The organism is Geodermatophilus obscurus (genome assembly GCF_900115395.1).
In the GTDB taxonomy this organism is placed as follows: Bacteria; Actinomycetota; Actinomycetes; order Mycobacteriales; family Geodermatophilaceae; genus Geodermatophilus; species Geodermatophilus obscurus_B.
Map to the genome: position 1 here is coordinate 51,489 of NZ_FOWE01000013.1, position 20,093 is coordinate 71,581.

Sequence of the window (20,093 nt, forward strand, 5' to 3'; positions counted from 1 at the left end):
TGAGGAAGTGACATGCCCGCCTTCACCGCTGCCGACGTCAAGCGCCTCCGCGACGCCACCGGCGCCGGCATGATGGACGCCAAGAAGGCCCTGACCGAGGCCGACGGCGAGTACGACAAGGCCATCGAGCTGCTGCGCATCAAGGGTGCCAAGGACGTCGGCAAGCGCCTCGAGCGCTCCACGACCAACGGCATCGTCGTCAGCAAGCACGGCGCGCTGCTCGAGCTCGACTGCGAGACCGACTTCGTCGCCAAGAACGCCGACTTCGTCGCCCTCGCCGAGCGCCTCATCGAGATCGTGCTCGAGCAGTCGCCGCAGAGCCTCGACGCGCTCATGGCCACCGAGGTCGACGGCCAGACCGTCGCCCAGCTCATCGAGTCCGAGTCCGCCCGCATCGGCGAGAAGCTCGTCCTCTCCCGCTTCGCCACGTTCGAGGGCCCGACCGCGGTCTACCTGCACAAGCGGGCCACCGACCTGCCGCCGGCCATCGGCGTCGCGGTGCAGTACCAGGGTGGCGACGAGGAGGCCGCGCGCTCGCTGGCGATGCACATCGCCGCCGCCCGCCCGCGCTACCTCTCGCGCGAGGAGGTCCCGGCCGAGGCGGTCGAGACCGAGCGCCGCGTGGCCGAGCAGACCGCCAAGGAGGAGGGCAAGCCCGAGCAGGCGATCGTCAAGATCGTCGAGGGCCGGGTCAACGCCTACTACAAGGACTTCGTCCTGCTCGAGCAGCCGTCGATCACCGAGCCCAAGCGCACGGTGAAGCAGATCATCGACGAGGCCGGCCTGACCGTGCAGCGGTTCGCCCGCTTCGAGGTCGGCCAGGCGTAGCCGTCCCGCACGTGGCCACCGGCCCCGTCCCGATCCCGGGACGGGGCCGGTGGCGTCCCCGGGCCCGGCTGGCACCCTCACGGCGATGAGGCAGGATCAGGGGAATGCCGCCGAGCGAGGGATGAGCAGTTGACCGACACCGCCGCGCCGAGCACCTACACCCCGACCTCCGCCCCGACCGCCTTCCAGCCCGCCGACGGTGCGGGGTACAAGCGCGTCCTCCTCAAGCTGTCCGGTGAGGCGTTCGGCGGCGGCAACGTCGGCGTCGACTCCGGCATCGTGCAGAGCATCGCCGGGCAGCTGGCCGCCGTCGTCCGCGGCGGCACGCAGGTCGCCGTCGTCGTCGGCGGGGGCAACTTCTTCCGCGGCGCGGAGCTCGCCGAGGCCGGGATGGACCGCCGGCACGCCGACTACATGGGCATGCTCGGCACGGTCATGAACGCCCTGGCCCTGCAGGCGTTCTGCGAGCAGGTCGGCCTGCAGACGCGGGTGCAGACCGCGATCGAGATGGGTCAGGTCGCCGAGCCCTACATCCCCCGCAAGGCGGTCCGGCACATGGAGAAGGGCCGGCTGGTCATCTTCGGCGCCGGCGCCGGCATGCCGTACTTCTCCACCGACACCGTCGCCGCCCAGCGGGCCCTGGAGATCGGCTGCCAGGTGCTGCTCATGGCCAAGAACGGCGTCGACGGCGTGTACGACGCCGACCCGCGCACCACCCCGTCGGCGACGATGTACACCGACCTCGACTACGCCCAGGTCCTCGCCGACCAGCTCAAGGTCGCCGACGCGACCGCGATCAGCCTCTGCATGGACAACCGGATGCCGATCGTGGTGTTCAACCTGCTCCGCGACGGCAACATCGCCGCGGCGGTCGCGGGTGAGAGGATCGGGACGCTGATCAGCTGAGCGGGCGCCGCCCGCGCACGCCGCACCGCAGAGGACGGCGGGCACCGACCCGCCGCAGGAGGAGAGACCCGTGATCGACGACACCCTGCTCGACGCCGAGGAGCGGATGGACAAGGCCCTGTCGGTCGCTCGGGAGGACCTCGGCTCGGTGCGGACGGGCCGCGCCGCGCCGTCGATGTTCAACAAGATCCTCGTCGACTACTACGGCGCGCCGACCCCGGTGCCGCAGATGTCGTCGATCACCGTGCCCGAGGCGCGGATGGCGGTCATCAAGCCCTACGACAACAGTCAGCTGTCGGCCATCGAGAAGGCCATCCGCGACAGCGACCTGGGCGTCAACCCCACCAACGACGGGCAGATCATCCGCGTCGTCTTCCCGCAGCTGACCGAGGAGCGCCGCCGCGACCTGGTGAAGGTGGCGCGCAGCAAGGGCGAGGACGCCAAGGTCGCCATCCGCAACGTGCGCCGCCGCGCCAAGGAGGAGCTCGACCGCATCGCGAAGGACGGCGAGGCCGGCGAGGACGACGTGCGCCGCGCGGAGAAGGAGCTCGACGACCTCACCGCCCAGCACGTGTCGAGCATCGACGACGCCGTGAAGAACAAGGAGGGTGAGCTGCTCGAGGTCTGAGCCGCTGCCCCCGCCTCCCTCCGCCTCCCTCCGATGACCTCCCGTCCCGACGCACCGGGGGCCGGTCCGGCCGGCGACGCGGCCGACACCGGGCCGATCCCGCTCGTCCGGCGCGTCCCGGCGCCACCACCGGTCGCGCCTGCGCGCGCCCCCGCCACCGGCCCGATCGCCGGGAGCCCGCCGGAGACGCCGGGCACGCGGGAGATCCCCGTCCCCACGGGGGCCGCCGCGCTGCCCGGCTTCGGGCCGGACGGTGTCCTGGACGCCGGGCCGGTGCCCGGATCGGACCCCGAGCCGGACCTCGTCCCACCGAAGAGCAGCCGCGCCGGCCGCAACCTCGTCGCGGCCATCGGCGTCGGGCTCGCCCTGGGCGCGGTGATCCTCGCGTCGCTGCTGGTCTACCCGCCGGCGTTCCTGCTGGTCCTCGGGGTGGCGATCCTGATCGGCGTCGTCGAGCTGGTCCGCGCGCTGGAGGCCGGCGGCGCGCGCGCACCGCTCGCGCCGCTGCTCGTCGGCACGGTCGCCATGCTGGCGCTGGCCTGGCTCCGCGGTGCCGACGGGCTGGTGGTCGCCTTCCTCCTCACCGTCGTCGCCGTCCTGTTCTGGCGCCTGGGCGACGGGCCCGAGGGCTACCTGCGTGACGCCACGACCGGCGTCTTCGTCGCCCTCTACGTCCCGCTGCTCGCCGGGTTCTGCGTGCTGCTGCTCGTGCCCGACGACGGCGCCGTGCGCGTGCTGGCCTTCATCGCCACCGTCGTCGGCAACGACGTCGGGGGCTACACCGCGGGCGTGCTGTTCGGCCGGCACCCGATGGCGCCGTCGGTCAGCCCGAAGAAGTCGTGGGAGGGCATGGCCGGGTCGATCGTGGCCTGCATCGCGGTCGCCACCCCGATCGTCACCCTGGGCCTCGGGGGTCCGTGGTGGGGCGGGGTGCTGCTCGGCGCCGCGCTCGCGGTCACCGCGACGGTGGGCGACCTCGGCGAGTCGCTGATCAAGCGGGACCTGGGCATCAAGGACATGGGCACCCTGCTGCCGGGCCACGGCGGGATCATGGACCGCCTCGACAGCCTGCTGCCCTCGGCCGCGGTGGCCTACCTGCTGCTGTCCTGGGTGACCCCTCCGCCCGTCTGAGGCGGCCCCGTCGGTGCGGTCACCTCCCAGGTCGACCCCGCGACGGTGAAGCCTCGCCGTGCGTACCAGTGCCGCGGCCAGTCCGCGGCGAACGCCTCGAGCACGACCAGGTCGCAGCCGGCCGCCGCGGCCAGCTCCAGGCACCGCGCCAGCACGGCGTCCCCGTGTCCCCGTCCGCGCGCGGCCGGCTCGGTCATCACCGACTCGACCGCGGCGGTCGCGCCGTCCACCCGCAGCTGGCCCGCGGCCACCACCCGGCCCTCTTCGTGCACCGCGACGTCGTGCACCGCGACGACCCGGTCGGTGTACTGCTCGCGGCCGACGAGCTGGGCGACGACGGCGTCGAGGTCGGGGAGCCCGGCCAGGTCACGGCGCCACGACGTCTCCCACAGAGGGTGCACCGCGCGCTGGTCGACCACCTCGGCCCGCTCGGCCCCGGGCAGCCCGGGCGCGGCGGCGCGGGTCATCCCCAGCAGCTCCTCGGCCTCCCAGCCGCGCCGGGCCAGCCCCCGGGCGACGTCGTCCGCGCCGGGCCCGCTCAGCGTCGCGACCGGGTGCGGCAGGCCCACGTCGACGGCGGCCCGCTCGACCGTCGCGGCGTCGACCGGCCCGTCCAGCAGCAGCCGGTTGTGGTCCCGGCTGTGCGGGAACCGCGGGTCGAGGACCGCCACCCCGCCGGGCACGTCGAGCACCTGCGCCGCGCGCCGGACCCGCACCGACAGCGACAGGGTCAGCGCCCGGCCCGGGGTGTCGCCGGGGGAGGGGAGCACCGGTGTGACCGGCGGCCGGTACGGGACGACGGCGACCACCGCGGACACCGGCAGCGGGCCGTACAGGTGCGGGAAGCGCATGCCGTCCGGGTCGCCGGGTACGCCGGGCTCCTCGACCACCGGGCCGGGCAGCCGCGCCGGGTCGACGACGAGGAGCACAAGGTCGCGCCGCCCGGGGAACAGCCGCTGCGCCGGCAGGTGGACCTGCTCCGGCCACGACAGGTGCACGAACGGCCCCTCCGGTCGCAACGCGCCGTCGTCGAGCGCGGCGCGCCAGGCGGCCGGTGTACCGAGGTGGACCAGGACGGTCACGCCGCCGGGGCGTCGGGGTCGATCCCGCGGGCGGCCAGGGCCGCCTCGATCGCCTCGCACACGGTCCGGACGACGGTGACCCGCGCGGTCCGCTTGTCGTCGGCCGGCACGATCGTCCACCGCCCGCCCTCGTGGTCGGTGCGCGTGAGCATCTCCTCGACGGCGGCCTCGTAGGCGGGCCGCTTCTCGCGGTTGCGCCAGTCCTCGTCGGTGAGCTTCCAGGCGCGGTAGCGGTCCTGGGCACGCGACTCGAAGCGGCTCAGCTGTTCCTCGGGCGAGACGTGCATCCAGAACTTCACGAGGATCGTGCCCTCGGCGGCCAGCGTCGTCTCGAGGTCGACGATCTCGCCGTAGGCCCGCTGCCACGCCTGCGCCGACGCGAAGCCCTCGACCCGCTCCACCAGCACGCGGCCGTACCAGGTGCGGTCGAGCACGGCCATCCCGCCCCAGCCGGGCAGCACCGGCCAGAACCGCCACAGGAAGTGGTGCCGCTTCTCCGTGGGCGTGGGGGCGGCGAACTGGGCCACGCGGACGTGCCGCGGGTCGAGCTCGTCGACCAGCCGCTTGATCGCCCCGCCCTTGCCGGAGGCGTCCCACCCCTCGAACAGCACGCACACCGGTGGCCCGATCGGCCCGCCGAGCTGGCCGCCGAGGAACAGTCGCAGGTGCACCAGGCGCTTCTGGGCCGCGGCGAGCTGTTCCTTGGCGTCCTTCTTGGACAGGTGTGCGGACAGGTCGACGTCGTCAAGTCGGCTCACCTCGCTGAGCCTGGCGCACCGGGGCGTGGTCGGCACCTGGTGCGGTCCTCAGGGGAGCGGCGCGTGCTGCCGGACCCAGGCGTGCATGGCGATGCCCGCCGCGACGCCGGCGTTGATCGAGCGGGTCGAGCCGAACTGGGCGATCGACAGCACGTCGTCGGCCAGCGCCCGCGCCTCTGCCGACAGGCCCGTGCCCTCCTGGCCGAACAGCAGCACGCACGCGCGCGGCAGCTCCGCGGTCTCCAGGGGCCGCGCGCCGGGCAGGTTGTCGACGGCGAGCACCGGGAGCCCGGCGTCGCCGGCCCACGAGCCCAGTGCCGCGGCGTCGGGGTGGTGGCGGACGTGCAGGTACCGGTCGGTGACCATCGCCCCGCGCCGGTTCCAGCGCTTGCGGCCGACCACGTGGACCTCGGCGGCGAGGAAGGCGTTGGCGGTGCGCACCACCGTCCCGATGTTGAGGTCGTGCCGCCAGTTCTCGATGGCGACGTGGAAGGCGTGCCGGCGCGGGTCGAGGTCGGCGACGATCGCCTCGACCGTCCAGTAGCGGTACCGGTCGACCACGTTGCGCCGGTCACCGGTGGCCAGCAGCTCGGGGTCGTAGCGGGGGTCCTGGGGCCACGGGCCCTCCCAGGGGCCGACTCCCACGCCGTCGAGCGGGACGGGCGCCTCCTCCGCCTGGCTCACCCCGTCGACGCTAGCCGGTCGCGCCTCCGGCACCCGGCGCGGTCCGTCGGGCACGATGGCGACAACGGGTGAGGGACATGTGACCAACCGTGACTGCGAGGTGGGATGACGGCACGACAGGACGGCGAGGTGCCGGTCGAGGGCGCGTGGGTCGAGGGCGCGTCGGTCGAGGAGCCGTCGGTCGAGGAGTGGCAGGACTGGCTGCCCGAGTGGCTCACCGCACCGGTGGAGCTCCCGGCCGACCTCGGCACGGCCGGTCCCGACCGGAACGGCCCGGCTCCCGGGGACGACCCCGAGGGTGGCGTCCCCGCCGAGCCCCCGGCCGGGACGGCCGCACCCGAGGACGTCGCACCCGAGGACGTCGCACCCGAGGACGTCGCACCCGAGGACGTCGCACCCGAGGACGTCGCACCCGAGGACGTCGCACCCGAGGACGTCGCACCCGAGGACGTCGCACCCGAGGACGTCGCACCCGAGGACGTCGCACCCGAGGACGTCGCACCCGAGGACGTCGCACCCGAGGACGTCGTGGCCGAGGACGTCGTGGCCGCGGACGTCGTGGCCGCGGACGTCGTGGCCGCGGACGTCGTGCCCGCGGACGTCGTGGCCGCGGACGTCGTGCCCGCGGACGTCGTGCCCGCGGACGTCGTGCCCGCGGACGTCGTGCCCGCGGACGTCGTGCCCGCGGACGTCGTGCCCGCGGACGTCGTGGCCGACGTCGATCCGGACGGCGTGCCGCCCGCCGAGACCGTGCACGTCGAGACGGTGGACGTCGAGACGGTGGACGTCGAGACCGTCCCCGACGAGGAGGTGCCCGACGAGGGCGTGCCTCACGAGAGCGTGCCCGACGAGGGAGTGCCTCACGAGGGCGTGCCCGAGGACGCCGTCACGGCTGCACCGCTCGACGACGTCGCCACGGACGACGTGCTGGCCGACGACGTCCTGCCCGTGTACGGCTCTCCCCGCGACTCCTGGTACGCGGTGCCCGAGGTGCCCGCCGGCCCCGACCTCCCGGACGTCGGGGTGGCCGCGGTGCCGAGGGTCGTCGTCGGGCCCCGGGTCCGCCCCCGGCGCCGCCGCCTGCGGACCGCCGTGCTGGTCGGGCTGTTCGCGGTCGGCGGCGTCGCGGGCGCGGCGGTGGTGGAGCGGTCCTCGTCGGCGCCGGAGCCGACGGCCGCGGTCCAGACGTCGCCGGGTCCGACCGCCGCCCCGACGCGGACCGTCCCGGCGCCCCGGCCCTCCGGGATCGCCGACGCCGTCACCGCCGCGCCGACGACCGGTGCACCGGTGCCGTCCACCCCCGCGCCGGAGTCCGCCGCGGAGTCCGCCGCGGGGTCCGGTGCGGACGCGGCCCGGGCTCCGGTCCGCGTCCCGGGGACCCGAGCGCGCGCCACGGCGACCGACCCGGCACCGACCCCGGCACCGTCCGCGGCGCCTTCCCGGGGAGTCCGTCCGCCGGTCGCCGCCCCGACCCGCACCCCGGCGCGCCCGACCGCGGCGCGCCCCACCACAGCGCGCCCGACCCCGGCGCGCCCCACCACGACGCGCCCCACCACGACGCGCCCCGGCCCGACGGCGACCGCGCCCGTGACGGGGCCGACCCTGACCCCCGTGCCGACCCGGACGCCGACCCGGACCCCGCCCCGGCCGACGGTCCCGAGCCCGAGCCCGGCCCCGGTCCCGCCTCCGGCGCCGACCGGACCGACCACCGACCCGGCCGAGCCCACCGTCCCCGCCGAGCCCAGCAGCCCGGTGGAGTCCCCGGACACCGCGGAGCCCCCGGACCCGACGGCGGGCGACGCCGGCGGCACCGGGGACCCCGGCGCAGCGGACGGCGGCGCGCCGACGCCCTGAGCGAGCGACCTCACCCCCGGCGGGCGCCACGGGGTGCTGCCGGGTGGGACGATGGAACGGCCATGACTGCCCTGCCCCTCGTCTTCGACGCCCCGCGCCGGGGCAAGCCGCCGCGCCACCTCGCCGACCTCAGCCGCGAGGAGGCGCGCGCCGCCGTGGTCGAGCTCGGGCAGCCGGCCTTCCGCGCCGACCAGCTGGCCCGCCACTGGTTCCGCGGGGTCACCGACACCGCGCGGATGACCGACGTGCCCGCCGCCGTCCGCGAGACCCTCGCCGAGGCGCTGCTCCCGGACCTGCTCACGCCCGTGCGCACGCTGAGCGCCGACGGCGGCCGGACCCGCAAGACGCTGTGGCGGCTGCACGACGGCGCGCTGGTCGAGAGCGTGCTGATGCGCTACCCCGACCGCGCCACCGTCTGCATCTCCAGCCAGGCCGGCTGTGGCATGGCCTGCCCGTTCTGCGCCACCGGCCAGAACGGCCTCACCCGCAACCTCTCGGCCGCCGAGATCATCGGTCAGGCGGTCGCCGCGGCGGCCGCCATGGCCGACGGCGAGGTGCCCGGCGGGCCGGGCCGGCTGTCCAACGTCGTGTTCATGGGCATGGGGGAGCCGCTGGCCAACTACCCGCGGGTGCGCCAGACGCTGCGCGCCCTGCTGGCCCCGGCGCCGTGGGGTCTGGGCCTGTCCCAGCGCTCGGTGACGGTGTCCACGGTGGGGCTGGTGCCGGCGATCCGGAAGCTCACCGAGGAGGGCCTGGCGGTCACCCTCGCCGTCAGCCTGCACGCGCCCGACGACGAGCTGCGCGACACCCTCGTGCCGATCAACACGCGGTGGAAGGTGGGCGAGGTCGTCGAGGCCGCCGACGCCTACGCCGCCCGCACGGGCCGCCGCTACTCGGTCGAGTACGCGCTGATCCGCGACGTCAACGACCAGCCCGAGCGCGCCGACCTGCTCGGCCGGCTGCTCGCCGGGAAGCGGGCGCACGTCAACCTCATCCCGCTCAACCCCACGCCGGGCAGCCCCTGGGACGCCAGCCCGCTCCCGGCGCAGCGCGAGTTCGTGGCACGGCTGCGCGCCGCCGGGGTGCCGACGACGGTCCGCGACACCCGCGGCCAGGACATCGACGGCGCCTGCGGCCAGCTCGCCGCCGCCGACCGGGTCGAGGGCGTGCCCACCGTGGCCGTCCCCGCGCCGTCCCTCGAGCCGCCGGTGGAGTTGGGCGCCGAGGCCGACGGGTGACCACGGACGCCCCCGCCGCCGAGGCGCACGAGCACAGCCACGCCGACGTCTCCGGCGGGTGGCTGCGGGCCGCGGTCTTCGGCGCGATGGACGGGCTGGTCACCAACACCGCGCTGGTCGCCGGCGTCGGCGGCGGGGGCGCGGCGCCGCGCGCGATCGTGCTGACCGGGGTCGCCGGCCTGGTCGCGGGCGCGATCTCCATGGCGCTGGGTGAGTACACCTCGGTCAAGACGCAGAACGAGCAGCTCGACCTCGAGGTGGAGAAGGAGCGCCGCGAGCTCGAGCGCAACCCCGGCGGGGAGCTCGCCGAGCTGGTCACGATGCTGCGCGTCCGCGGCGTCGACGCCGACCTCGCCCAGCAGGTCGCCGTCCAGCTGCACCGCGACCCCGACATCGCGCTGCGGCTGCACGTGGTGGCCGAGCTGGGCCTGAACCCGGCGGACAAGCCCTCACCGCGGACGGCGGCGGTCTCGTCGTTCCTGACGTTCTCGCTGGGCGCCGCGCTGCCGCTGCTGCCCTACCTGTTCGGGGTGTCGCTGCTGTGGGTGGCGCTGCTGTGCGGCGGGGTCGGCCTGGTCGCGGCCGGCGCGCTGTCCTCGCGCTTCACGCCGCGGCCCTGGTGGTACGCGGGGCTGCGGCAGCTGGTGTTCGGTGCGCTGGCGGCCGGCGCGACCTACGCCATCGGTGCGGCGATCGGCGTCACCGCGGCCTGAGCGGCACGCGAGGTCCTGGAACGGCCCCCTGTGGGGCACCGCCGCGAGCTCGCGAGCGGTGGGGGACAGGGGCTCCTCCGACTACGGGCGCCAGGCGGTGCGCTTGCGGCGGATGTCCCAGATCAGCATCCCCGCCATGCCACCGGCGATGGCGACCAGCCAGATGTCCTCCATCCGGGCCTCGTGGTTGCCCCACAGGTAGGACAGGATCGCCAGGACCATGATCCAGCCGGTGATCTGGCCCCACTTGCCGGCCCGCCCGTGCCAGCCCCAGTCCTCGGGGCGCTCGTCCTCGATCGGGTGCGCTCCGGCGCGGACGACGGCCTCTTCGCGGTTGGGCTGGTTGACGCGCGTGGTCAGCGGGTTGTGCTGGCGGACCCCGGGGCCGTGCTGCTCGCTCACGCCCCCCATCCTGCCAGCCGGGACCGCCCGGCACCGCGCGAGGTGCGGCGGGTCGTCACCGGTCGCAGGTGAGTCCCGCGGCGGCGAGGGCGGCGGCGGTCCCGGCCGTGGGCATGCGCGGGAGCGTGCCGCCCACCGGGTCGGCCGCCGGGAGGAGGCGGACCGTGCCGACGTCGGCGCGGGCGAGCCCGGCCAGGTCCGCGACCGAGGTCCCGGGGTCCACGGCGAGGGCGCCCGAGGCGGCCCAGGCCACCGCCTGCAGCCGCCACGGCCGCGTCAGCGACCCCTGCACCTGCTCGACGAGGCTCGACAGGACGGTGCCGGCGGCGCCGGCCCGGCCGTCGGGGTCGACCGGCGCGCGCACCCACTCGCCGTCCACGAGGTGCTCGGGGTGCCGCGAGCGGACGAGGGCCAGCGCGGTGACGCCGTCCACGCGCCGGCGTCCGGCGTCCTCGAGCAGCAGGCCGGCCCGCCGGTCCCGGACGGGCTCGGGGACGTCGACCTCCAGCCCGCCGGCGGCGTCGACCACGGCGGCGAAGCCGGCCAGGTCCACGGTGACGAGGTGGTCGGCGGGGATGCCCAGCCGGCAGAGGGCGCCCACGGTGGCCTGCGGCCCCTCGCGCCAGGTGAGGGCCAGCCGTCCCGGACGCCGGTCGACCCGCGTCACCAGGTCGCGCGGGACCGACAGCACGGTCGTGCCCGCGTCGGTCTGGTGCACCACCAGGACGACGTCGGCCCGGGCCCCGGGGAAGGACGACACGGGGCCGAAGTGCCGCCGGTCGGCACCGGCCGGGAGCTCCTCGCGGGAGTCCAGGCCGACGAGGACCCAGGTGCGGCCGTCGGAGTCGTCGGCGGCCAGCTCGACCGGGACCTCGTCGATCCGGGCGGCGAGCGCCCCGGCGTCGGCGGCCCCGGCGACGAGGAGGAGGGCCAGGACGGCGAGGACGAACCGGGCCCGGGGGCGGCGCCGGTGCGGAGACGGCCGACGCCGGCCAGGGGAGCCCTGGCCGGCGTCGGTGTCGTGCGGTGCGGTCACGCTCAGCCCTGGACGGCCCCGGCGGCCCGGCGACGGGTGAGGAACACCAGGCCACCGCCCAGCGCGAGCGCTCCGGCGCCCAGGCCCAGCGGCAGGGCGACGCTGGCGCCGGTGTAGGCGAGGTCGCCGTCGGTGCCGGTGGCCGACGCGGCGGCCGCCACGGTGAAGGACTCCTGGAAGTAGGTGCCCTGGTCGCCCTCGTAGACCAGCGTGTGGTCACCGACCGGCGTCCCCGCGGGGACGGTGAACTCGATCCGGACGGTGCCCGAGGCGTCGGCGGTGAAGGTGCCCAGGCGGGTCGGCGTCGAGTGCAGGGTCACCGTGACGACCTCGTACGGCTGGAAGCCGGTGAGGATCTTGACGACCTTCTGGCCGGCCACGGACCGGTCGCCGGTCGCGGCGCCGGTGTCGGGGCTGGCCACCCCCGGGGTGTTGGCCGCGACGCCGCGGATGTCACCCGTGGTCAGCACGCCCGGGCCCGGGGCCGGTGCGTCGGGCGGCGCGACGGGCGGCGTGGTCGGTGCCGCCTCGAGGGAGAAGGTGAAGTCGGGGTAGGCCAGCGGGGCCTCGGAGCCGGAGTACGGCTCGCAGGTCGCCACCGCGACGTAGTCGCCGGGCTCCGCGGCCGGTGTGAACTCGGCCAGCGCCGTCCAGGCGCCGTCCGCAGGGGCCCCGGCGAGGCTGAACACCGGCAGGCCGTCCGGGTCGTCCCAGCCGGCGGCGGTGTAGTAGTCGACGTAGACGGCGGCCGGCTTGCCGTCGACCGTGGCGTCGCAGCCGGTGCCGGTCAGCTGGAACGGCTCGCCGATCACAGCGGTGTCGGGGCCCTCGAGCTCCGGCAGCGGCTCGGCGGCCAGCGCGGCCGGGGCCATCGCCAGGCCGACGGCGGCGGTGCCGACGGCGAGCCCTGCGGCGGCGCAGAGGCGGAACGGGGACACGCGGGACATGGGCCCTCCGGGGCTTCGGTGGCCCGGGTGCCCCGGGCCGTCACCCGCTACATCGGCGGTTCCGTGCGTGGCTGTACCGGAATGATCAACTCGGGTCGGGTGCGGCGGGTGGGTCGGGTGGGGCCCGTGGGAGCGCCACCTGGACGGCGCTTGGCAGGATCAGTGCATGAGTGAGCAGCGCGAGGTCACCGTGCTGGGCTCGACCGGCTCGATCGGCCGGCAGGCGATCGCGGTCGCCGAGCAGAACCCCGACCGGCTGCGGATCACCGCCCTGGCCGCCGGCGGGGGTGACGTCGCCCGGCTGGCCGAGCAGGCGCTGGCACTGGGCGTGCGCACCGTGGCGGTGGCGCGGGCGACCGCCGCCCAGGACCTGCAGCTGGCCTTCTACGCGGCCGCCTCGCAGCGGGGGTGGGCGAAGGGCGAGTACGCGCTGCCGGAGATCCTCGCCGGCCCGCGTGCGGCCGAGGAGCTCGCCGCGCGCCCCGCCGACGTCGTCCTCAACGGCATCAGCGGCTCGATCGGCCTCGGCCCCACGCTGTCGGCGCTGCGGGCCGGCAACGTCGTCGCCCTCGCGAACAAGGAGTCGCTGGTCGCCGGTGGCGACCTGGTCACCGCCGCCGCCGGCCCCGGCCAGCTGGTGCCGGTCGACTCCGAGCACTCGGCGCTGGCGCAGTGCCTGCGCGGCGGGCGCAGGAGCGAGGTGGCCCGGTTGGTGCTCACCGCCAGCGGCGGGCCCTTCCGCGGCCGCGACGCCGCCGACCTCGCCGACGTCACCGTCGAGCAGGCGCTGGCCCACCCCACCTGGGCGATGGGCCCGGTCGTGACGGTCAACTCCGCGACCCTGGTCAACAAGGGCCTCGAGCTCATCGAGGCGCACCTGCTCTTCGGGGTCCCCTACGCCGACATCGACGTCGTCGTCCACCCGCAGTCGATCGTGCACTCGATGGTGACCTTCACCGACGGCGCCACCATCGCCCAGGCCAGCCCCCCGGACATGCGGCTGCCGATCGCGCTGGCGCTGGCCTGGCCCGACCGGCTCCCGTCCGTGCAGCCGGCCCTGGACTGGTCGACGGCGAGCACCTGGGAGTTCGCCCCCCTCGACGACGACGCCTTCCCCGCCGTCGCCCTCGCACGCGCCGCGGGGGAGGCCGGCGGCGTCGTCCCGGCGGTGTTCAACGCCGCCAACGAGGAGGCGGTCGCGGCCTTCCTCGCCGGGCGCCTGCGTTTCCCGGACGTCGTGGGTCTGGTCGCGCGTACCCTCGACGACGCGCCGGACCTCGGCGCCCCCACCTGCGTGGACGACGTGCTGGCCGCTGAGCGCTGGGCCCGGCAGCACGCCCGCGCCGCCCTCGCCGGAGGCCCGAGCTGAGCATCGTCCTGACGGTCCTCGGGATCGTCGCGTTCTTCGTCGGGCTGCTCGCCTCGATCGCCTTCCACGAGTACGGCCACTTCTACTGGGCCCGGAAGTTCGGCATGCGCGTGCCGCAGTTCATGGTCGGGTTCGGCCCGACGGTGTTCTCCCGGCGCCGCGGCGAGACCGAGTACGGCGTCAAGGCCATCCCGCTCGGCGGCTACATCCGCATCGTCGGCATGATCCCGCCGGCCGAGGAGGGGGAGAGCAAGCGCGCCACCCGCATGCGCACCTTCATCGCCGAGGTGCGCGGGCAGGCCCTCGACGACGTCCTGCCCAGCGACGCCGGCCGGGTCTTCTACGCCAAGCCCTGGTGGCAGCGCGTCGTCGTCATGTTCGCCGGGCCGTTCCACAACCTGGTCCTGGCGGTGCTGTTCTTCGCCGTCACGCTGACGGCCATCGGCACCGGCGTCATCACCACCCAGCTCCGCAGCGTCCCCGCCTGCGTGGTGCCCGCGGGCGCGGAGAGCATCGCCGTGGCCGAGGAGCAGGACGGCGACGTCTGCGACATCCCGATCGTCACCACCGGCGCCGACGCCGGGGAGCTGTGCGAGGAGGGTGCCGCTGACTGTGCCCGGCCGGCGCCCAGCCCCGCCGCGCAGGCCGGCCTGCGACCGGGCGACACGATCGTGGCCGTCGACGGGCAGCCGCTGGACCCCACGGCATACGACAGCTGGACGGCGGTCCAGCAGGCCATCCGCGGCTCGGCCGGGCAGCCGCTCGCGCTCACCGTGGAGCGCGACGGCGAGCGCCGGGACGTCACCGTCACGCCCATCGAGAACGTCGTGCCCACCGACGACGGCGAGGGCACCATGACGGCCGGCTACGTCGGCGTCGGGCCGGTGCCCGGCTTCGCCCGCCAGTCGGCGGCCGACCTCCCCGGCTACTTCGGCATGGTCGTGTCCCAGTCGGTGCAGCGTCTCATCGAGATCCCCGAGCGGGTCCCGCAGCTGTTCCGGGCCGCGTTCCTGGGCGAGGAGCGCGACGCCGACGGCCCGATCGGCGTCGTCGGGGTGGGCCGCATCTCCGGCGAGGTGTTCGCGTTCCAGGACATCAGCGGCGCCCAGAAGCTGAGCTTCTTCCTCAGCCTGCTGGCCAGCGTCAACCTGGTGCTGTTCCTGTTCAACCTGCTGCCGATCTACCCGCTCGACGGCGGGCACGTGGCCGGCGCGCTGTACGAGAAGGCCCGGTCGGTGGTCGCCCGCTGGCGGGGGCGGCCCGACCCCGGCCCGTTCGACATCGCCCGGCTGATGCCGGTCGCCTACGTCGTCGCGGGGCTCTTCATCGCCCTGTCCGGGCTGCTGTTGATCGCCGACGTCGTCAACCCGATCACACTCCGGCAGTAGCTCCCCGCGCTCCCGGCAGCCGTCGGCCGGAACGGGAGATACTGGGTGTCATGGCCACCCCCGTCGGTCTCGGCATGCCTGCGCTGCCCCCGCCCGTCCTCGCCCCCCGTCGCACGACCCGCCAGCTGATGGTCGGCGACGTCGGCGTCGGCAGCGACCACCCGGTCAGCGTCCAGTCGATGACGACGACCAAGACCGCCGACATCAACGCGACGCTGCAGCAGATCGCCGAGCTCACCGCCTCCGGCTGTCAGATCGTGCGCGTGGCCGTCCCCGACACCGACGACGCCGAGGCGCTGCCGGTCATCGCGCGGAAGTCGCAGATCCCGGTCATCGCCGACATCCACTTCCAGCCGCGCTACGTGTTCGCCGCGATCGACGCCGGCTGCGCCGCGGTGCGGGTCAACCCCGGCAACATCAAGAAGTTCGACGACAAGGTCGGCGAGATCGCCAGGGCGGCCAAGGGCGCCGGCATCCCGATCCGCATCGGCGTGAACGCCGGCTCGCTCGACAAGCGCCTGCTGGCCAAGTACGGCAAGGCCACCCCCGAGGCGCTGGTCGAGTCGGCGCTGTGGGAGTGCTCGCTGTTCGAGGAGCACGACTTCCGCGACATCAAGATCTCGGTCAAGCACAACGACCCGGTGGTCATGGTCCGCGCCTACGAGCTGCTCGCCGCGCAGTGCGACTACCCGCTGCACCTCGGCGTCACCGAGGCCGGCCCCGCGTTCCAGGGCACCATCAAGTCCGCCGTCGCCTTCGGCGCGCTGCTGAGCCAGGGCATCGGCGACACCATCCGCGTCTCCCTCTCGGCCCCGCCGGCCGAGGAGGTGAAGGTCGGCAACCAGATCCTCGAGTCGCTCAACCTCCGCCAGCGCGGCCTGGAGATCGTGAGCTGCCCCTCGTGCGGGCGCGCCCAGGTCGACGTCTACAAGCTCGCGAACGAGGTCACCGCGGGGCTCGAGGGCATGGAGGTCCCGCTGCGGGTGGCCGTCATGGGGTGCGTCGTCAACGGCCCCGGCGAGGCCCGCGAGGCCGACCTCGGCGTCGCGTCGGGCAACGGCAAGGGCCAGATCTTCGTCAAGGGCGAGGTCGTCAAGACCGTGCCCGAGTCGCAGATCGTCGAGACCCTCATCGAGGAGGCCATGAGGATCGCCGGTGAGCAGCTCGACGACGGCGTCCCCTCTGGGCCGCCCGTGGTCACCGTCGCCTGATCCCGCGCACCTCCGCCTCCCGGGTCCGCCCGTGCTCCGTTCGCCGACCGCCCGCGTCCTCGACGAGGGCGACGAGCCGGCCGTCCGCCGGCTGCTGTCCGCCGACCCCGTCGCCGCCTGCGTGCTCGCCGGCCGGGTGGAGGTCGCCGGCACCGGCCCGGCGTCCCTCGGCGCGCCGCTGTGGGGCATCGGCAGCGGGCGCAGCCTCGACGCGGTGTGCCTGGCCGGGGCCAACCTGATCCCCTTCGCCGTCCCCGGCGCCGAGCGGGCCGCGGCGACCGCCTTCGCCGAGCGGGCGCGGCGGGCCGGCCGGCGCTGCTCGACGATCGTCGGCCCGGCCGCCGCCGTCGACCCGCTGTGGGAGCTGCTGGCGCCGTCGTGGGGGCCGGCGCGCGACCACCGCCCGCGCCAGCCGCTCCTGGCCATCGAGGGCCCGCCCGCGGTCGCGTCCGAGCCGCGGGTGCGGCCGGTGCGGCCGGCCGAGGTCGACGTCCTGCTGCCGGCGGCGGTGGCGATGTTCACCGAGGAGGTCGGCGTCAGCCCGCTGCGGGTCGACGGCGGGGCCGGCTACCGGGCCCGGGTCGAGGACCTGGTGCGCGCCGGCCAGTCCCTGGCGTGGATCGAGGACGGCCGGGTGCTGTTCAAGGCCGAGATCGGGGCGGTGTCCCGGGCGGCCTGCCAGGTGCAGGGCGTGTGGACCGCACCGGAGTGGCGCGGCCGGGGCATCGGCGCGGCCGGCATGGCCGCCGTCGTCGAGTACGCCCGGACCTCGATCGCCCCCGTCGTGAGCCTCTACGTCAACGACTTCAACGCACCGGCCCGCGCGGTGTACCGCCGCGTCGGGTTCCGCGAGGTCGGCTGCTACGCCAGCGTCCTGTTCTAGACCGCCACGACGCCGCCTCCCGCGGATCGTCCCCGGTGTCTGACAGGGTGGGTAGACGTGGCAGCACGACGCACGGCCGTCCTCGGCGCGGTCCTCACCCTCCTCGGCGCACCGGTGCTGGCGGCCTGCTCGGGCGGGTCCGAGGACGACGTCCGCGCCGCCGCGCAGGCCTTCCTCGACGACTGGACGGGCGGCGACACCGGGGCCGCCGCGGCGGGCACGACCGACCCCGACGCCGCCGGCGCGCTGCTCGAGCAGACCGCCGGCGACCTGCCCGGGGCGACGCTGGCCGCCGAGCTGGGCGACGTGACGGTCGAGGACGCCACCGCCACCGTCGGCTGGACCGCCACCTGGGACCTCGCGGCCGCCCCCGACTGGACCTACGACGCCAGGCTGGAGCTGCGCGAGGCGGAGGAGGCGTGGGAGGTCGTCGCCCGACCCACCCTCGTGCACCCCGAGCTGGGGGAGGGGCAGCGCCTGCAGCTGACCCGGGCGCTGCCCGAGCGCGCGGCGATCACCGACGCCACCGGCGCCCCGGTCTTCGCCCCCACCGAGGTCGTGAACGTCGGCGTCGACCCCGGCCAGGTCACCGACCTGCCGGCCCTCGCGGCCGCGCTGTCGGCGGCCACCGGCATCCCGGCCGAGGACATCACCGCCGACGTCCAGGCCGCCCCGCCGGGCCAGTTCGTGCCGGTCATCACCCTGCGCCGTCCCCAGTTCGAGGCCATCCGCGCCCAGGTCTACGACCTCCCGGGCGCGGTGTTCCCCACCGACACCCGCCTGCTCGCGCCCTCCCCGCGCTTCGCCTCCGCCCTCCTCGGCCGGGTCGGCGACGCCACCGCCGAGGTGATCGAGGAGACCACCGTGGACGGGGTGGCGGCCTACGCCGCCGGTGACCAGCTGGGCCTGTCCGGCCTGCAGCGGGCCTTCCAGGAGCAGCTCACCGGCACCCCCGGCTTCACCGTCTCGGTGGTCAGCACCGACGAGTCGACGGGCGACAGCGGCCGCGAGGTGGCCGCCGTCGAGCCGGTCCCGGGCCGGCCGGTCCGGACGCCGATCGTCCCCGCGCTGCAGGTCGCCGCCGACGGCGCCGTCGCCACCCAGCCGCTGCCCACCCACCTCGTCGCGGTCCGGCCCGGTACCGGCGAGATCCTGGCCGTCGCCTCGAACGAGGCGGCCGCGGCCGGCAACGCACTGACCGGGCAGTACCCGCCCGGCTCGAGCATGAAGGCGATCACGGCGACGGCACTCCTGTCGGCGGGCGGGCTCACCCCGGACACCCCCGTCGCCTGCCCGGCCACCACGGTCGTCGAGGGCCGGGAGTTCGAGAACCAGGACCGGTTCGACCTCGGCACGGTGCCCTTCACCGAGGCCCTCGCCCAGTCGTGCAACACGACCTTCATCCAGGCCGGCCTGCAGCTGCCCGACGACGCACTGGCCGCCGCGGCCGCCTCCTACGGCGTCGGCAGCGACTGGCAGCTGCCCGTCGGCGTCTTCTCCGGAAGCGTCCCCGCCGACTCCACCGGCACCACCAAGGCCGCGAACGCAATCGGCCAGGGCCAGGTGCTCATGAGCCCGGCGGCGATGGCGCTGGTGGCCGCCGGCATCGCCTCCGGCACCCCGGCCGCCCCCGTCGAGGTCGTGGGCGCCGACCCGGCCGGAGCGGCACCGGCCGGCCCGGGCCAGGAGGTGCTCGACCGGCTGCGCCCGATGATGCGCCAGGTCGTCCTCGGTGGGACCGCGACCGAGCTGGCCGACCGCGGCGAGGTCCACGGCAAGACCGGCACCGCGGAGTTCGGCACCAACACCCCGCCGGACGCGCACGGCTGGTTCATGGGCTACCGGCTCGGCGGACCGCAGGGCGACGTCGCCTTCGCGGTGCTCGTCGAGGGCGGGGGCTCCAGCAGCACCGCCGTCGCCGTCACGGACGCCTTCCTCGGCGCCGTCGGCTAGGCATCCGGCGCTAGGTCCCGGCGAGGCCGGGGAGCGCCACGGTCACCGGCGACCGGCCGGCCGCGACGCGCCAGGCGACGGCACGGACCTCCGCGGCGCCCAGGGCGTCGACGGCCAGCAGGCGGACCGCCGACCGCCCGGCGGCGTCGAGCAGCGCGGCCCAGCTCGCCGACACGCCCTCCTCGAGCACGACGGCCAGCGCCGCCGCGTCGACCGCCGACAGGACCGGGAACGGCAGCGTGTAGCCGGCCTCCGCCGGCACCGGGTCGGCGTCGCGCTCGTCGAGCAGGGCGGCCAGCCGGTCGCGGGCGTCGCGGTGGGCCTGCTCGCCCGCCCCGGCCGGCGCCCGCCCCTCCGGGGGCAGCGCCGCACCGACGACGCCGTACCCCCACACGGCCGCGTGCTCGGCGGCCAGCGTCGCCCGCAGGGCGTCGTCCTCCCGGCCGGCGGCGGACCTCTCATCGGCCACGTCGGTCCTCCCTCACGCCAGCGCCGCCTCGTGGCCGCGCAGCCCGGCCGCCACCGACCCCAGCAGCGCCGCCCGTGCCCCGGCCGCGTCGACGCAGGCGGTCGCGTGCGAGGTCGCCGCGGCGGCCACCTGCCCGCGCAGCCAGCCCAGCACGTCCGCGCCGGGCGGTGGCGCGGCCGCGGGGGAGGACGCGGACGAGGTCGCGTCCGGCACCGCCTCGCGCAGCCGCTCCAGCTGCGACCGGGCCTGCTCGGCGAGGGGCGCCACCCGGCCGCCGAGGGCCGGGTCGGCGACCGCCGCCGCGTCGTAGGCGGCCACCACGGACTCCTGCACGGGCACCTGCCCGGCCACCCGGTCGTCCTGCGCCGCCGTCTCCGCGGCCGCGTCGTCCTGCCCACCGGAGGTGCACCCGGCCGCCAGCAGCGCCAGCCCGGTGGCACCGGCCAGCAGCCGTCGCCGGGAGAACCCGGCGGGGGAGGACGTGGACATCGCCGTCATCCTCCCAGGCGCCCGGCCGCACCGCGGGCAGCGACGGGCGGGGCGCCGTCCCGACGCCGTCCCGCCGCCGTCCCGCTCCCGCGACCGCCGAGCGGCCGGGACCGCGTCCCGGGGG

General features: G+C 75.9%; 20 protein-coding genes. 12 read left to right on the plus strand and 8 right to left on the minus strand.

Annotated elements, in window-relative coordinates:
- The first annotated feature begins 12 nt into the window (after window positions 1–12).
- The 4 genes from tsf (at window position 13) to BM165_RS22340 (ending at window position 3,493) form a co-directional block, all read left to right on the plus strand.
- Window positions 13–828, plus strand: a complete 816-nt coding sequence (tsf, locus tag BM165_RS22325; protein ID WP_075015748.1) for a translation elongation factor Ts — start codon at window positions 13–15, stop codon at window positions 826–828.
- 129 nt (window positions 829–957) lie between these two features.
- A complete protein-coding gene (gene pyrH / locus BM165_RS22330) occupies window positions 958–1,734 on the plus strand; it encodes a UMP kinase (protein WP_075015749.1) in 777 nt (258 codons plus the stop codon).
- Window positions 1,735–1,804: 70 nt separating this feature from the next.
- Entirely contained in the window at window positions 1,805–2,362 is a 558-nt protein-coding gene (frr, locus tag BM165_RS22335) for a ribosome recycling factor (RefSeq protein ID WP_075015750.1), read from the plus strand.
- A 33-nt stretch (window positions 2,363–2,395) separates the two neighbouring features.
- A complete protein-coding gene (locus BM165_RS22340; RefSeq protein WP_083427619.1) occupies window positions 2,396–3,493 on the plus strand; it encodes a phosphatidate cytidylyltransferase in 1,098 nt (365 codons plus the stop codon).
- Here BM165_RS22340 and BM165_RS22345 read toward each other — a convergent pair.
- Genes BM165_RS22345 through BM165_RS22355 form a run of 3 tightly spaced genes read right to left on the minus strand, consistent with a single transcriptional unit; the run spans window position 3,454 to window position 6,017 of the window.
- Window positions 3,454–4,575, minus strand: coding sequence for a GNAT family N-acetyltransferase (locus tag BM165_RS22345; protein ID WP_075015751.1), 1,122 nt, complete (start codon window positions 4,573–4,575; stop codon window positions 3,454–3,456). The two genes, BM165_RS22340 and BM165_RS22345, sit on opposite strands and share 40 nt — an antisense overlap.
- Window positions 4,572–5,333 carry a polyphosphate kinase 2 family protein gene (locus tag BM165_RS22350; protein WP_075015781.1) on the minus strand — a complete coding sequence of 254 codons (762 nt, stop codon included), beginning with the start codon at window positions 5,331–5,333 and terminating at the stop codon, window positions 4,572–4,574. Before BM165_RS22350 ends, BM165_RS22345 begins: the two co-directional genes overlap by 4 nt.
- Window positions 5,334–5,381: 48 nt before the next feature.
- Window positions 5,382–6,017, minus strand: coding sequence for a TrmH family RNA methyltransferase (locus BM165_RS22355; protein WP_075015752.1), 636 nt, complete (start codon window positions 6,015–6,017; stop codon window positions 5,382–5,384).
- 105 nt (window positions 6,018–6,122) lie between these two features.
- On the opposite strand from BM165_RS22355, the gene BM165_RS22360 reads away from it, so the two are divergent.
- The 3 genes from BM165_RS22360 (at window position 6,123) to BM165_RS22370 (ending at window position 9,822) form a co-directional block, all read left to right on the plus strand.
- Window positions 6,123–7,871, plus strand: coding sequence for a hypothetical protein (locus tag BM165_RS22360; RefSeq protein ID WP_143108292.1), 1,749 nt, complete (start codon window positions 6,123–6,125; stop codon window positions 7,869–7,871).
- 62 nt (window positions 7,872–7,933) lie between these two features.
- On the plus strand, window positions 7,934–9,109 hold the full coding sequence (gene rlmN, locus BM165_RS22365; RefSeq protein ID WP_075015754.1) for a dual-specificity RNA methyltransferase RlmN: 1,176 nt from the start codon (window positions 7,934–7,936) through the stop codon (window positions 9,107–9,109).
- Window positions 9,106–9,822, plus strand: a complete 717-nt coding sequence (locus tag BM165_RS22370; RefSeq protein WP_075015755.1) for a VIT1/CCC1 transporter family protein — start codon at window positions 9,106–9,108, stop codon at window positions 9,820–9,822. Before rlmN ends, BM165_RS22370 begins: the two co-directional genes overlap by 4 nt.
- 81 nt (window positions 9,823–9,903) lie before the next feature.
- On the opposite strand, the gene BM165_RS22375 is transcribed toward BM165_RS22370, so the two are convergent.
- Genes BM165_RS22375 through BM165_RS22385 form a run of 3 tightly spaced genes read right to left on the minus strand, consistent with a single transcriptional unit; the run spans window position 9,904 to window position 12,207 of the window.
- Complete coding sequence (locus BM165_RS22375; RefSeq protein WP_244274406.1) at window positions 9,904–10,224, minus strand: DUF2631 domain-containing protein; 321 nt, start codon at window positions 10,222–10,224, stop codon at window positions 9,904–9,906.
- A gap of 55 nt (window positions 10,225–10,279) precedes the next feature.
- Window positions 10,280–11,260: an LCP family protein gene (locus tag BM165_RS22380; RefSeq protein WP_075015756.1), complete on the minus strand. Its 981-nt coding sequence runs from the start codon at window positions 11,258–11,260 to the stop codon at window positions 10,280–10,282.
- Between the two features lie 2 nt (window positions 11,261–11,262).
- Window positions 11,263–12,207 (minus strand): hypothetical protein, encoded by a 945-nt coding sequence (locus BM165_RS22385; protein WP_075015757.1) that lies wholly within the window; start codon window positions 12,205–12,207, stop codon window positions 11,263–11,265.
- A 166-nt stretch (window positions 12,208–12,373) separates the two neighbouring features.
- Between BM165_RS22385 and dxr the strand changes: the two genes are divergently transcribed.
- Genes dxr through BM165_RS22410 form a run of 5 tightly spaced genes read left to right on the plus strand, consistent with a single transcriptional unit; the run spans window position 12,374 to window position 19,011 of the window.
- The gene (gene dxr, locus BM165_RS22390; protein ID WP_075015758.1) at window positions 12,374–13,576 is read left to right on the plus strand and encodes a 1-deoxy-D-xylulose-5-phosphate reductoisomerase; all 1,203 of its coding nucleotides are present in this window, start codon (window positions 12,374–12,376) and stop codon (window positions 13,574–13,576) included.
- Between the two features lie 23 nt (window positions 13,577–13,599).
- Entirely contained in the window at window positions 13,600–14,964 is a 1,365-nt protein-coding gene (locus BM165_RS22395; protein ID WP_280140752.1) for a M50 family metallopeptidase, read from the plus strand.
- A 50-nt stretch (window positions 14,965–15,014) separates the two neighbouring features.
- Window positions 15,015–16,175, plus strand: a complete 1,161-nt coding sequence (gene ispG, locus BM165_RS22400; protein WP_075015760.1) for a flavodoxin-dependent (E)-4-hydroxy-3-methylbut-2-enyl-diphosphate synthase — start codon at window positions 15,015–15,017, stop codon at window positions 16,173–16,175.
- A 31-nt stretch (window positions 16,176–16,206) separates the two neighbouring features.
- A complete protein-coding gene (locus BM165_RS22405; RefSeq protein WP_075015761.1) occupies window positions 16,207–17,058 on the plus strand; it encodes a GNAT family N-acetyltransferase in 852 nt (283 codons plus the stop codon).
- A gap of 57 nt (window positions 17,059–17,115) precedes the next feature.
- Window positions 17,116–19,011, plus strand: a complete 1,896-nt coding sequence (locus BM165_RS22410; protein ID WP_075015762.1) for a penicillin-binding transpeptidase domain-containing protein — start codon at window positions 17,116–17,118, stop codon at window positions 19,009–19,011.
- A gap of 10 nt (window positions 19,012–19,021) precedes the next feature.
- Here the strand turns inward: BM165_RS22410 and BM165_RS22415 are convergent, their stop codons facing one another.
- On the minus strand, window positions 19,022–19,480 hold the full coding sequence (locus BM165_RS22415) for a ferritin-like domain-containing protein (RefSeq protein ID WP_075015763.1): 459 nt from the start codon (window positions 19,478–19,480) through the stop codon (window positions 19,022–19,024).
- A 12-nt stretch (window positions 19,481–19,492) separates the two neighbouring features.
- On the minus strand, window positions 19,493–19,969 hold the full coding sequence (locus tag BM165_RS22420) for a hypothetical protein (protein ID WP_244274408.1): 477 nt from the start codon (window positions 19,967–19,969) through the stop codon (window positions 19,493–19,495).
- Between the last annotated feature and the right edge of the window lie 124 nt (window positions 19,970–20,093).